The organism is Kibdelosporangium persicum (assembly GCF_013280595.1).
Classification (GTDB): Bacteria; Actinomycetota; Actinomycetes; order Mycobacteriales; family Pseudonocardiaceae; genus Kibdelosporangium; species Kibdelosporangium persicum.
Genome location: NZ_JAAATY010000006.1, coordinates 312,285 through 324,711 on the forward strand (window position 1 = coordinate 312,285; position 12,427 = coordinate 324,711).

The 12,427-nt window shown below is 67.5% G+C and carries 13 protein-coding genes; 4 read left to right on the plus strand and 9 right to left on the minus strand.

Features of this window, described 5'->3' with window-relative positions:
* Positions 1-288: 288 nt before the first annotated feature.
* The 4 genes from GC106_RS14270 to GC106_RS14285 form a co-directional block, all read right to left on the minus strand.
* The gene (locus tag GC106_RS14270; protein WP_173129619.1) at positions 289-1,233 is read right to left on the minus strand and encodes a hypothetical protein; all 945 of its coding nucleotides are present in this window, start codon (positions 1,231-1,233) and stop codon (positions 289-291) included.
* Between the two features lie 275 nt (positions 1,234-1,508).
* Complete coding sequence (locus GC106_RS14275; RefSeq protein ID WP_173129622.1) at positions 1,509-2,777, minus strand: DUF6545 domain-containing protein; 1,269 nt, start codon at positions 2,775-2,777, stop codon at positions 1,509-1,511.
* On the minus strand, positions 2,777-3,244 hold the full coding sequence (locus tag GC106_RS14280) for a hypothetical protein (RefSeq protein WP_173129625.1): 468 nt from the start codon (positions 3,242-3,244) through the stop codon (positions 2,777-2,779). Before GC106_RS14280 ends, GC106_RS14275 begins: the two co-directional genes overlap by 1 nt.
* A gap of 48 nt (positions 3,245-3,292) precedes the next feature.
* Positions 3,293-3,673, minus strand: a complete 381-nt coding sequence (locus tag GC106_RS14285; RefSeq protein ID WP_173129628.1) for a hypothetical protein — start codon at positions 3,671-3,673, stop codon at positions 3,293-3,295.
* 193 nt (positions 3,674-3,866) lie between these two features.
* On the opposite strand from GC106_RS14285, the gene GC106_RS14290 reads away from it, so the two are divergent.
* Together GC106_RS14290 and GC106_RS14295 are read left to right on the plus strand one after the other, a co-directional pair.
* The gene (locus GC106_RS14290) at positions 3,867-4,625 is read left to right on the plus strand and encodes an AMP-binding protein (RefSeq protein WP_173129631.1); all 759 of its coding nucleotides are present in this window, start codon (positions 3,867-3,869) and stop codon (positions 4,623-4,625) included.
* A 25-nt stretch (positions 4,626-4,650) separates the two neighbouring features.
* A complete protein-coding gene (locus GC106_RS14295; protein WP_512698682.1) occupies positions 4,651-5,469 on the plus strand; it encodes a DUF72 domain-containing protein in 819 nt (272 codons plus the stop codon).
* Between the two features lie 3 nt (positions 5,470-5,472).
* Here GC106_RS14295 and GC106_RS14300 read toward each other — a convergent pair whose 3' ends face one another.
* The 5 genes from GC106_RS14300 to GC106_RS14320 form a co-directional block, all read right to left on the minus strand.
* A complete protein-coding gene (locus GC106_RS14300; protein ID WP_173129636.1) occupies positions 5,473-6,408 on the minus strand; it encodes a Ppx/GppA phosphatase family protein in 936 nt (311 codons plus the stop codon).
* A gap of 79 nt (positions 6,409-6,487) precedes the next feature.
* The gene (locus GC106_RS14305) at positions 6,488-9,304 is read right to left on the minus strand and encodes a golvesin C-terminal-like domain-containing protein (protein WP_173129639.1); all 2,817 of its coding nucleotides are present in this window, start codon (positions 9,302-9,304) and stop codon (positions 6,488-6,490) included.
* 109 nt (positions 9,305-9,413) lie between these two features.
* Positions 9,414-10,274 (minus strand): SDR family oxidoreductase, encoded by an 861-nt coding sequence (locus tag GC106_RS14310; RefSeq protein WP_173129872.1) that lies wholly within the window; start codon positions 10,272-10,274, stop codon positions 9,414-9,416.
* A gap of 17 nt (positions 10,275-10,291) precedes the next feature.
* Positions 10,292-10,639: an STAS domain-containing protein gene (locus tag GC106_RS14315; RefSeq protein ID WP_217280481.1), complete on the minus strand. Its 348-nt coding sequence runs from the start codon at positions 10,637-10,639 to the stop codon at positions 10,292-10,294.
* Between the two features lie 64 nt (positions 10,640-10,703).
* Positions 10,704-11,246, minus strand: a complete 543-nt coding sequence (locus GC106_RS14320; RefSeq protein WP_173129642.1) for a CGNR zinc finger domain-containing protein — start codon at positions 11,244-11,246, stop codon at positions 10,704-10,706.
* A gap of 83 nt (positions 11,247-11,329) precedes the next feature.
* Between GC106_RS14320 and GC106_RS14325 the strand changes: the two genes are divergently transcribed.
* Both GC106_RS14325 and GC106_RS14330 read left to right on the plus strand, forming a co-directional pair.
* Entirely contained in the window at positions 11,330-12,076 is a 747-nt protein-coding gene (locus tag GC106_RS14325; RefSeq protein ID WP_312872645.1) for a class I SAM-dependent methyltransferase, read from the plus strand.
* Between the two features lie 40 nt (positions 12,077-12,116).
* A complete protein-coding gene (locus GC106_RS14330; protein WP_217280530.1) occupies positions 12,117-12,383 on the plus strand; it encodes a cupin domain-containing protein in 267 nt (88 codons plus the stop codon).
* Positions 12,384-12,427: the final 44 nt, after the last annotated feature.

The window sequence follows — 12,427 nt, forward strand, 5'->3', positions numbered from 1 at the left end:
GAGTGTTTATCCGTGTTCTAACCCTGATAAACACTCACGAGGGTGGCAGACGGCGGCAATCGATCGCATCGTCCGGCCGGTCCGGCGCACCGGTTTCCGCGGCGCATCGGCGCGGGCCCGGTGGCGACTTCCTGCCAGCGCTTCGCACTGGTCAGCAAGGTCCGTGGGAAACTCGGCCAGACACGTGATCGCCGGGGAGTGGACAAGAACCGCCAACAGAGATACCGTTTCCTCAGTGTCGCGCTCCCGGTAACCCCCAGGCTGGTCGAGCGCGACACCCTTTTTTGTTCATGTCCCGCCCGAATGCCCGCTCCTCGCGCGCAGTGCGGAACTGGTGAAATCACTAGTCTGGTCCAGCAGTACCTGCGCTTCCGGGGTGTGCGCGAAGCGGGAAGCGGCCACTGTCCGCTCAGCGAACCGCACGCGCCGCACGAGCCTTTCGGTTCGTCGCCCGGGTTCGAGCGTGCACACCGGGCGCAGTGCTTCGTCAGCCGCGTCCAGGTCCTCGGTCAGGACCCGGGCACTGGTCAGCTCGAGCAGGGCGCGGATGTCGGCGTTGCTCGGCTTCTCACCCCGCGGCCGGGCCTGGTAGGCGGCAAGGCACCGCTCGGCGAGTTCGGCCGCGTCGGCTCCGTTGCCGAGGCGCACGTGCGTGGACGCCGCGAGCAGCAGCCCGGACGCCGGACGCCATTCGAAGGACGTGCCGCCCCACAGCGAATCCACCGGCGCCCGGTCGACGTACTCCTGTGCGTGCCTGAGCGCCTCCAGTGCCGTGCCGCGGTCGCCGATGGCGGCTCGGGCACGCGCCTGGTTGTAGAGCAAGCCGGCTCGTCTGGCGACGGGCGCCGTCGGGAGTTCGGGCTCGACCAGGGCCAGCGCAGCGGCAGGCTGTTCGTCCCAGAAGAGAATGTTGGCCTGGACGGTCCTGGCGTGCACACGCAGTTCGTCGTGGCCGGCCAGTTCCGCGTGGCGACCGGCCAGCGCCGCCTGACGCGCCCCGGCGGCGGCGTGTCCGAGGTCTTGGCGGGTGTAGGCGAGCAGGACACCCAGGCGGCCCGTCAGCGCGTGGAGATCACGAAGTCTCGCCGGGTGGGTCTCTCGCGCCACCTGATCAGCCATCGCGGCCCACGCACTGGTCAGTCGCTCGAGCCGAGGCGCGGGCAGGATGCTGGTGTAGTCCTTGATCAGGCGATGAACCTCGGCCTCGGCGTGCTCAAAGCTGGTCCTGGTCACGACCAGTGACGCTACGCGCAGGCGCGATGGGCCTCAACGCGCCGGAAATGCGGCTGGTGAATTACCCGATTCGCGGTTGGTTGTGGTGCTCACGCTCGGAGGCACCCCCAGTTCGGGCCTCCGAGCGAAACCACCGCGGCCGTGTTTGTCGAGTGTGATCAGGCACGGCTATCGATTTCACCCGCGTACGACCCGAGCCCGGAACTGCGTCGTCGCACAGTGGACACTACGACACGCACCGTCACGCGTCAAGCGTGGTAGACGGCCAGTGGACGCTAATGCCCGGTCACCGAATCCTGCCGTATCGAGGCCGCAAAGGCTTGTACCGCAGGCGATCCGAGCTCACGGCGAAGTCTCAGCAGATATCGGGTCTCCTCGCGCACAGTGGACTCGTCAGCGGCCAGCGCGGGAAGGAACGCCTTGTCCACCGGCTGATAACGTTTCGGCGAACCGGCCAGGCTCTCGCGCTTCGCGACTTCCAGCCACCGCGCCGTGACACCAATGCGATCGCCGTCGGCGTTTTTCGCCGCCCGGTCGACGAGTTCCGGCCAGCACCATGTGTCGTGCAGGTAGAACGCGCTGTCCCGGATTTCGATGATCCGCCGGTGCAGCCTTTCCCACGCGTTGTCCATGGTGGCGAAATCCTGCCAGCGGGACATCGGCCGTGCCAGGGCTATTTCCGGCGTCGCCGCCCTGAGTGAACGCCAGAGTGAATAGAGCCGGATTCGCCGGAAGTAGTACAGCAAGGCCGTGCGCATCGGTTCGAACGCCGCGACCACGCACCCGGTCGGCACCATCAGGAACCGCGCGGCGGACGCGTAGAACGCGACATCGGTCAGCACGGGCGAGGCGAACCACGTCAGCCGCTCCCCCAGCCGGATCGCCGCGAAAGGCACCTCCATCGCGTTGCCGATCGCGACGAGCGCCAGGCCCGCACGCAACGTCCGGCCGCGCACCTCAGGCAGGTGCCGCCACATCTGCCAGGCGGCCGCGCCGAGCGAGATGCCGAGATACAGGAAGATCAGGAGGTTGTAGAGCGCGAACGGGCCGTCCGGCGAGGGCAGGAACCGTTGCGCGGCAGGCGCCACGTAATAGCAGATGGTGATCGCGACACCGACACCCCACGCCAGTGCGGCACGGAACCAGCGCCCGCCGGAGGAATGGTTCATCGACGCCCTGCGCGCGTAACCCCTGGTCACCCCTCGTGAGTGTTTATCAGGGTTAGAACACCGATAAACACTCACGAGGGGGCTATGCCACCGGGTGTCCTTACGGCCGGCGATGTGTACGACAAAACGCCACGTCACAGCCGCGTCGAGGACCGCGAACAGGCCGCGGAACAGGTTGTGGAACTTCGGGTCACCGGTGAGCTGGTCGATCCAGTCGGCGAACCACGGCTGGATCGGGATCGCGCCGAGGGCGATCACCATGAGCACGACCCATAACGGGCGCTGGTTGGCGTCCCGCAGCATCGCCGGGGTGCGGACGAGCACGACGACCCAGACGACCGTCAGGATCGCCCATCTGGAGATGTCCTCCCACATCAGGTGGCGCCGAAGACGGCCGACGCGCGCTGCTCGAAGTCGCCGCCCGGTGGGCGTTTCCTCGCCTGCTTGAGCACGACGGTCGCGAACGCCTCGGCGAGTTCCTCGTGGGCGTTGGTGTGCGGGTTGGCCAGCGCCGCCTCGATCACCGTGGACGCCATACCGCCCCCGGCGGACGCAGCCTGCGCGGTGTTGTGCCCGGCCAGCATGTGGCAGATCTCGTGCAGGATGATGTGATCCCGGTGGTATCCGGTCGTGCCGGCACGGGAAATGATGTGGTCACGTTCGCCGTCGAAATACCACAGGCCGAACGGCAGCGCCGCCAAATCCAGTTCGAGCAGCAGCAATGGCCGGCCACGTCGCTCGGCCAGGCTCGTGCACAGGTCCTCGATCCGCCACGGCCGCGGTAGTGGTGGCAATTCCGCCATCAGGCCGACTGCCTCGGCACGCGCCTGTTTCCACGTCATAGCCTGCACCGTCTCATGGCTCGCGGCCACCGTGAAACCCCGAACGGTCTAACGGTCGTCGGAACGCCGCTGACCGGAGGCAATGTCCAATGCGGTCCTGATGGCGTCCAGCTGAGCCTGGTCGAAAGTGGCCAACCGGGCGGCGAGCGCGTGGACCGAATCCGCACTCGGCGCGTCGCCTTCCTGGGGCGCGTGGAAAAAGGACGGCTGCTTGCCGAAGAACCGGGCGAGCAGAACCCGTGTCCGGTCTGTCAGGTTTTCCGCCTCACCGGTGAGGATGTTGTGCACGTGGCCGTGCGAGATCGTGTCGCCGTTGTTCGCCGCGGCGATATCGGCGGAGATTTTCCGTACCCCCGGAATTCGCCCGCCGTACTTCTCGGCCAGCAACCGTTTCACGGTCATGGCGAGCCATGACTCGGATCGCTGCATCCGCTCACCCCCTCAAGGTCAACACGCACAATGTACTCGACGAGTGACGGACCGCAACGGCGATCCCGGGAAAGCCGGGTCAGTCGAGTAGTTCTACGCACGCGCGCGCCGCTCCTGGGCTCTTAGCCTGACAACAAGGATGTGGCCGCCCGCCGTGTCCTGATTCCGAGTCGTCACAGAATGGTGGTGCGCCGTGCCCGCTGATCTGATTGTGGACGTTCTCAACGCGGCACGTCAGCACCGCTCCTCCCCTGCTGTCGCCGACCGCCGGGGCGTGATCACGTACGGCGATCTGCTGGCCCAGGTGCTCGGTACGGCACACCATCTGCGCGCCAACGGCTTCACGCCGGGCGACCGGATGCTGTTCTCCGTCCGCCCTGGTATCAGCGCGATCGTGCTCGCTCTCGGTACCGTCGCGGCCGGTGGGACGATCGTGTTCGTCGAGCCGGGCGGTACCCCGGAGCTGTTCCGGAGCCGCGCCGATCTGGTGAAACCGAAGTGGGCCGCGGCGGAATCCCTGCTGTACTCCGGCTTGGCACGTGCCGTCGCACGCCGCGGCAGCCTTTCCCCGCCTGCCTACCGCAAGCTTCCCGTCCGGCACGTCCGGTCCGGTCCGTGGCTGCCCGGAGTTCCCCGTGGCGCGCTGTCCGCCCAGAAGCTCGCGGAGCCGGTGTCCTACAACGAATTCCCAGTGCGCACTCCTGATCAGGACGCGGTTGTCGTCTTCACGCCGCAAGCCGTTGTCCATACACGAGGTTCGCTCGGCTCCGGGCTCCGCACGCTCGCTGAGCGAGGCTCGTTGGGGCCTGGCAACCAGGTGCACACCGAGCACTGCACACTCGGCCTGCTGGCGCTGGTCGCTGGTGCACAGTGGACGGTCACGTCAAAGCCGCGACCCGGCTCAGCGGCCGCGTTTGCTCCGCCGCGCTTAACGACTGAGTCCATGGGGTAAGCGAAGGCGCGTGGGATCGATACGGGTGGGTACCGCAGGCTGGTCTGACAAATCCCTCATCGCCGCGCGGTGGTATCCGCGCGGAGTGCACACTCCCGAACAGCGGTTACGGTTCTATGCCAAGCAGTTCGACTTCGTCGAAGTCAACTCGACGCACTACGCGCTTCCCGATCCGGCCACCACCAAGGCATGGGCGGATCGCACTCCCGAAGGTTTCGTCTTCAACATCAAGGCGTTCAGCCTGTTGACCCACCACCAGACGAAGACCGCCATGCTGCCACCGGATCTCCGGCAGACGGACCGGGGAAGCGTGGGGCAACGGCACTTGGCACGCACGCATGTCGACGCGTTATGGGACCGGTTCCTGAACACAGTGGCGCCGGTGCACGAGGCCGGGAAGCTCGGGTTGCTGTTGTTCCAGTTCCCACCGTGGTTCCGGCCCGGTGACAGTGCACGGGAGTACTTGCTGGAGTGTCGGCGCCGCACAGCTCCCCTCCGGATCTGCGTGGAGTTCCGAGCGGCCGGTTGGGTTCCGGACGAGCTGGATTTCCTTGCGGCGCATGACATCACGTACGTGTGCGTCGACATGCCCCGCCCGATTCCGCCCGTGCTGGCCGTCACCTCGGACGATGCCGTCGTCCGGTTCCACGGGCACAGTCAGCTGTGGGACACCGGGACCAAGGAGGAGAAGTACCGGTATCGCTACTCCGAGGGCGAACTCGACGAGTGGGCGGCCAAGATCCGGGACCTGGCCGAACAGGCGCGGACCACGTACGTCGTGATGAACAACTGCTTCGCCGACGACGCACAGGTGAATGCCGCGTACCTGCGCGGTGCGCTCTGAAACCTATGCCGCGAACCGGGTGGCGGCCCGGTCTGTGTTCATGAGCAGGTCGATCAGCAGGCCTTCCTTGGTCGACCACGGGCAGATCCCGACCACGTCATGACCCGTCGCGCGCATGAGCGACTCGGCGACCACCGCTCCGGCGACGGACTGGTGCGCGCGGTGGCGCGAGATGCCGGGAAGCTTCGCGCGGCGGTGGGCCGGAAGTGCCGCCAGCCGGGGGATCCACTCCATCAGGTCCTGACGGGTGACGACGTGGTGCCTGCGGGCCCCGGCCAGGCGGGCCAACTGCTGGAACACCTTGGAGCAACCGACAGCACGTCCGCGCATGGCCTCGGCGATCTCTTGCCGGGACAGGGCTTCGGCGACGCGGTCGGCGACCTCCTCCCACAACTCCGGCAGGCGCTCGTCGCTGTCCAGTCCCAGCCTGGTCAGCGTCCGGGCACCCAACGGCAGGGAGCGCGTGAGCAACGGCTGCTCGTCACGGCCGACGGCCAGCTCGACCGTTCCGCCACCGACGTCCAGCACCGTGAGCGTTCCAGCCGACGGCCCGAACCAGTGCCGTGCGGCTATGTACGACAGGTGCGCCTCGCGTTCGCCGGGCAGGACCTGGAGTTCCACGCCCGTCCGCCGGACGACGCGGTCGATCACTTCGTCCGCGTTCGCCGCGTCACGAACGGACGAGGTCGCGAACGGTACGAACGCCGACACGGGAACGTCCTGGAGATGCCGCCGGACCTTGCGCACCGCGTCCGCGACCTGCTCGATGCCTGCGGGGCTGATCCGGCCCGAGTCGTCGATCGCCCTGTCCAGCCGCAGCCGGACTTTCTTGGACACCACCGAACGAAAGGGAGAGGAACGGTCACGCTGCGCCACCACCAGATGCGCGCTGAAGCACCCCACGTCCAGAACCGCCACCCGATGGCGCTCCTTGCGCATGCCGATCACCTCGCCTGTCCCCTGGTGCGAAGGAAGTTACCCATCCGTCCCGGCGGCAAACCCCGGTTTTCCCGTCACATCACCCGATAAGGCGTACGGCGTCGGCGACGACGTATCCATTGGCACTGTCGGAAAGCTCGATCGTGACGGGAACACCGGCCCGGAATGGGAACGCTCCCAACGATACCCACTGCCCACCGCGAGTGCGCTGGTTGACCGGGACAGAGGTCACTTCGTCGGCGTGAGCGACCCGGTAAGTCGCGTTCGTCGCGCGGTTCTCATGGGCTGTGTACCAGACGGCGACGTGGTACACGCCGTTGTGAGGTACTTGAGTACTCCATCGCACAACCGAGGAGCCGTTGCCTGCGGGGTGAGTCCGGTAGGACTCCCCGAAGTACTCGCTCACGCCGGTCGCACGGTTCCACGTCCCGGATACCACTTCATAGCCCGGATCGTCGTTGTCGACGACAATGCCGTGGTATATCAGCCTGACGGCGTCAGCGACGACATATCCGTTGGCAGCGTCGGACAATTCGATCGAGCCGGCGTCACCCGCGGTGAACTGGAAGGATCCCAGCGACACCCACTGCCCGCCCCGAGTGCGTTGATCGATCTCCACAGGCGTGGAACCAGCCGAATGGTTGACCTTGTACACGGCGTTCGGCGCGCGGTTCGTGTGCTCGGTGTAGCGCACGGAGACGTCATACAACCCGCTCGTGTGAACCTGGGGCCTCCAACGGACGACTGCGTCGCCGTTGCCGGCGGTGTGGGTGCGGTAGTTCGCGCCGTAGTAGCCGTCAACGCCTGTCGCCGCATTCCAGTCGCCTGAGGCGGTTTCGAATCCGGCTGCGTCGTTGTCGGTGACCGCACCGCGATAAGCGAGGCGGATCGCGTCGGCGACAACGACTCCGTCAGCGGCGTTCGACAGTTCGATCGTGCCCGCGCCGCCGCCCGCGAAGACGAACTCGCCCAGTCGCGCCCATCGTCCGCCGCCGGACCGTTGGTCCACTGTGACCGTCGACTGCCCCTCGGCATGGCGAACCGTGTAGGTGGCGTTCGATGCCTGGTTCGACGCGGCCCGGTACCAGGTGGAAACCTCGTACACGCCGCCCATCGGCACGTCCGGCCGGAACCGGACCTTCGCGGTACCGGTGCCTGCGGGATGCGAGTGCTGGCTCTGGCCGTAATCCCCGGTGACGTCGTCCTGCCGGGTCCACGAACCGGACAGCACCTCGAAACTGGGCAGGGAGTCGTTGTCCGCCACCACACTCGGCGCGTCCGCCGGTTGTGCCGCCTTGGTCAGCATCAACTGGTCGGCCGCGAGGACGGTTCCGCCGCCGCGGCCAGGGCCCGCCAGCGTGAGCCGGATCGAGTGCCGCCCGGCCGTGAGCGGGACCGTGGCCAGCGGATAGAGCTGGAAGCCCTCCCCCGCTGTCATCGCCGGATCGACCACGCCGTGAGTCAGCGATGTGCCGTCGATGCTCGCCCGAAGCTGTCCCCGGTCAGCGAGGCGATGGAGTCGTACGGCCACCTCGTACGTCCCGGCCTGGGGAACGTCGAACGGGACCTCGACGTAGGCACCCGACGAAGCCGCGTAGCGCAGGGTTTTGCCGCCTCGGGCATTGGCGTTGGTTACGACAGGCGCGGCGGTTCCCGTGTTGGTCCGGGCTTCCGGAATCGCCAGTTCGTATTCGTGTTGGGTGAGCCCAGGACCCGTCGTCAGGCTGTCCCGTCCTTTGGTCAGCCACTCAAGGTCGAACCGTGCCATGCTGATCCGCTCAGGGAAGCTCGGGATGGTGCCGTCTCGCCCGTACACCAACAGGATCGTGCCGTCCGACAGGCGCGCCAGGTCCGAGTAGTACGACGGACCCGGGTTGACCACACGGCTGTATCGATAACTCGCGCCTTCGTCGTACGAGATCGAGACGGTCATGTTCTGCCGCGCCGACGAATCCGGCCTGCTGAACAGCAACCGGTTCACCGCTCCGCGCGTGTACTGCACCATTCCCGCGTCGACGGACCCGAACTGCCCGGTCGCGCCTTCGATGACCGGGGCGGACCAGGTCTTGCCCTGATCCGTGCTCGTCGTGCTGATGCGGTAACGAGTACCTCCCGCACCCCAGCGGCCGTTCATGACCACGGTCCCATCACTGCGTTCGTACACGCGGCTCTCGTTGATCGGATACGCATCGCTGACCGGCGCAGCGGCACCGCGGCGCCACGAACCGGGCGCGCCGTGTTCATCGCTGTAGAGCACGTCGACGCCGTAGTTGCGATCCGGATCAGGTGCCCGGTGATTGACCGGCATCAGCAGCCGGCCGCTACGAAGCTGGATACCGTGCCCTGGCATCGGGCTGTTGCGCGTCCACCCGTGCGGGTTCGACGCGAACAGCCCGGTCAAGTCCTCCGGTGCCGACCAGCTCGCGCCCGCGTCGTCACTCCGCTTGACGAAGATCGTGCCGCCGGACCCCTTGTAGAACATGCACACGCGGCCGGTCTGCTCGTCCACCACCGGTGTGGCGTTGCCCCAGCTGTGCGCGGGATCGGCAGGAACCACGGGCGCGCTGGGCGACCACGTGCGGCCCGCATCCACGCTGCGTCGGACGAGCAGGTCCTTCGGCCCGTCGTCACCGACCTTGAATCGCCCTTCGGTGAACGTGAGCACGACGTCGTCGGCCAGCGGCTGACCGTTCCCGGCAGGAGTCACCGTGCCGGCCGGGATCACCGCCAGTCCGTGCGCGTGGAAACTGGCGTAGGCGTCATCGTCGGTCGAGTCCCATAACTCGGCCTCCTCGAACGATCCGGTGTCCGCCTGTCCCGCCGCCGCCGGTGCCGCCACAGTGAGCGCGGCCAGCACGCCGGCCACCAGCGCCCGGAGCATGATCCCCTGGTTCACCCTGGACCCCTTCAAGAGCAAGCCGATGACGTCATCCTGCCTGGCTTGATCTTGTTCTCGGGCCCCCGCGGCGGGGAATCACCGGGCGTCCCGGCATGTCCGTGACCGGTTACGTGATGAACTGCCCGCCGGTGACGGCGAGGATCTCGCCCGTGACATAGCTGGAGTCGGTGGAGGCGAAGTACACGTACGCCGGTGCGAGCTCCGCGGGTTGCGCCGCTCGGCCCAACGGGGTCTGGCCGCCGAACGAGTCCACCTTCTCCGGCGGCATCGTCGCGGGGATCAGCGGTGTCCACACCGGACCAGGCGCGACCGAGTTGACGCGGATGCCGCGTTCGACCAGGTTCAGCGCCAGGCCCTTGGTGAAGTTCACGATGCCTGCCTTGGTCACCGCGTAGTCCAGCAGTTCCGGCGAGGGGTTGAAGGCCTGGATCGAGGAACTGTTGATGATGCTCGACCCCGGCGGCATGTGCGGGACCGCGGCCTTGCAGAGCCAGAACAGCGCGTAGAGGTTGGTCTTCAGCACACGGTCGAACTGGTCCGTGCTGATGCCGAGCAGGCCCTCGTCCGCGGACATCTGGTACGCCGCGTTGTTGACCAGGATGTCGATCCGGCCGAACTCCGCGACCGCACGATCGGCCACCTGGGCGCACTGGTCCTCCGACCGGAGGTCCGCCGCCACCAGCACCGCCTTGCGGCCCGCGTCGGTGATCAGCGCTTCGGTCGCCCTGGCGTCCTTCTCCTCCTCCGGCAGGTAGGTCAGCAGGACGTCCGCGCCCTCCCGGGCGAAGGCCAGCGCCACCGCCCTGCCGATCCCGGAGTCGCCGCCGGTGATCACCGCCTTGCGGTCGTCCAACCGGGCACAGCCCCGATAGGTCCGCTCGCCGTGATCGGGGCTCGGTCCCATATCCGAGTCTGTGCCCGGGTGTTCCTGCTGTTGCCCGGACTGCTGTCCTGGGCCTGGGTACATGTACCGCGGATCAGTCGTCACGCAGGAGGGGTTACCTCCGGACGCACCCGCAACACGTCGACCAGCCCGGCGATCTCCAGTGATCGGTAGGCGGCGCCCTGCGGCGACGCGGCGATCACCATCTCGACGCCCTTCTCGGCCGCCCGCTCACGGCCGGCGATCAGCGCCGACATGCCCGCCGACGCCAGGAACGTCACCTTCGTCAGGTCCACGACCAGCGTCCTGGCGGTCAGCTCGCCGAGTGCCGCCAGAATCGCCTTCTCCAGCGTTGGCGCGGTACTGAGGTCGACCTCACCGGCCAGGCCCAGCACCTGCGCTCCCGACTCGTCGCGCAGTGTCTTCACCTCGAGCAGCTCACCGACCACGTGTTATCCCGTTCCTTCAGCTCACATGGACTTGCCCGCGCAGTTACCCCGCAACCGGTGTCGATCAAACCTGCTTTCTGGCGCGGAACGCCGCGGCCTTGACGCGGTTCTGGCACGCGGTCGAGCAGAACCGCCGGGTGCCGTTGCGCGAGACGTCCACGAAGACCCGGTCGCAGGCCACCGCCGTGCACACGCCCAGCCGGTCGAACATCGGGTTTCCCAGCACGATCGCCAGTGCGGTCGCCATCGGAGCGGCCCGTCTGCGGGCCCAGCTGGCGGACGCCGTGTGGAAGTGGACGTGCCAGGGCTCGCCGTCGTGCTTCATCAGCATCGGCGCGGCCTGGGTGTCCTTGAGCAGGAGGTTCGTCGCCTCGCAGGCCTCGTCGATACGGCCTTCGTCGACCGCCGTGAAGACCTCACGCAGCCTGGCCGCGTACGCACGCAGCTCCTCCACGTCCTCCCTGTGCACCGGCTCTCCGTGACTGAGCCCGCGCAGATCGGGATCGGCCGCCGAGTATTCGCGTCCCAGCGCGTGTCCGGGCGTGAGCACGTTGACCGCTTCGACAGCGGCGGCCACCACGTCACTCGTGTGACTGTCAAAGTTCAATTGACCAGTCACCCCTTCCGGCTCTAGAGTCAACGTCACTGGCAAACATCATAACGACAGTGACGGGGTGGAGCATGACTCAGGTGACCAGCCAAGCGGCCGAGGCGTGGCTGCGGCGGTGGGATGCCCAGCAGGAGCGGTACATCGCCGACCGCGAGGAGCGGTTCACGGTGCTGTGTGACGTCGTCGAGGCGGCACTGGCCGACGTCGCGGAACCGGTGATCGTCGACCTCGGCTGCGGCCCTGGTTCGCTGGCCGCGCGGCTGCACGAACGACTGCCGCACGCCAGGATCATCGGCATCGACTCGGATCCCCTGCTGCTCGGGCTGGCACGTGCGCACTACCGGGACGGCATCACCTGGGTGGACGCCGACCTCACCACCGCCGGATGGCAGGCCGAGATCCCCTCCGTCGTGCACGCGGCCGTGTCCACCACCGCCCTGCACTGGCTGACCGAGGCCCAACTGGCCGACCTCTACCGGACACTCGGCCGGGTGATCACGCGTGTCTTCGTCAACGGCGACCACATCAGGCTGGGTGACGACCGGCTCGACGAGATCGCCGGCGTCGTCCGGCACCGCAGGGCGGCCCGAGTCGGCGTCGAGGACAACGAGGAGTGGGGCGCGTGGTGGGACGCGGTCAACGACTCCCCCGAACTGGCCACGCTCGCCAAGGCACGTACCGACCGCCGGGCGCACAAGGACTCCCACGCCGAGAACCGGCTGTCCATCAAGGAACACTCGGATCTCCTGCGCGCCGCGGGATTCGACAGTGTCGCGCCGCTCTGGCAGGTGGGCGACGACCAGGTGCTCGTCGCCCTCAAGTCCTGAACGCACGCCGACAGCCGTCGCCGGCGCCCCCGCCACGGAACTGTTCCCCGGCATCCGGCTTCGTCCATTGTGGAAAGGCGAGAACGGCGCGGGCGCCGACGTGGTGGAGTTCGGCCCCGGCTCGTGCTGGCAGGGCAAGGACGTGCACGAGCCGGGCCCGGAAGAGGTGTACGTGGTGAGCGGCGTCTTCAACGACGGCTTCAAGGACTACCCGGCCGGATCGTTCATCCACGCCCCCGCCGGCTCGTGGCACATCCCGCAGAGCAGGACCGGGTGCACGCTGTTCGTGTTCTACCCGGAGGGTTAGCGGGGTTTCCTTTGTGGCGGCGCGGTTGCCGGACAGGGCGGCAG

Bases quoted from the DNA above. Each gene is read 5' to 3' on its own strand.
- GC106_RS14280 (WP_173129625.1), bottom strand. From the start codon at position 3,244: ATGACGTGGAAACAGGCGCGTGCCGAGGCAGTCGGCCTGATGGCGGAA.
- GC106_RS14300 (WP_173129636.1), bottom strand. From the start codon at position 6,408: ATGCGCAAGGAGCGCCATCGGGTGGCGGTTCTGGACGTGGGGTGCTTC.
- GC106_RS14275 (WP_173129622.1), bottom strand. From the start codon at position 2,777: ATGTGGGAGGACATCTCCAGATGGGCGATCCTGACGGTCGTCTGGGTC.
- GC106_RS14285 (WP_173129628.1), bottom strand. From the start codon at position 3,673: ATGCAGCGATCCGAGTCATGGCTCGCCATGACCGTGAAACGGTTGCTG.
- GC106_RS14310 (WP_173129872.1), bottom strand. From the start codon at position 10,274: ATGTACCCAGGCCCAGGACAGCAGTCCGGGCAACAGCAGGAACACCCG.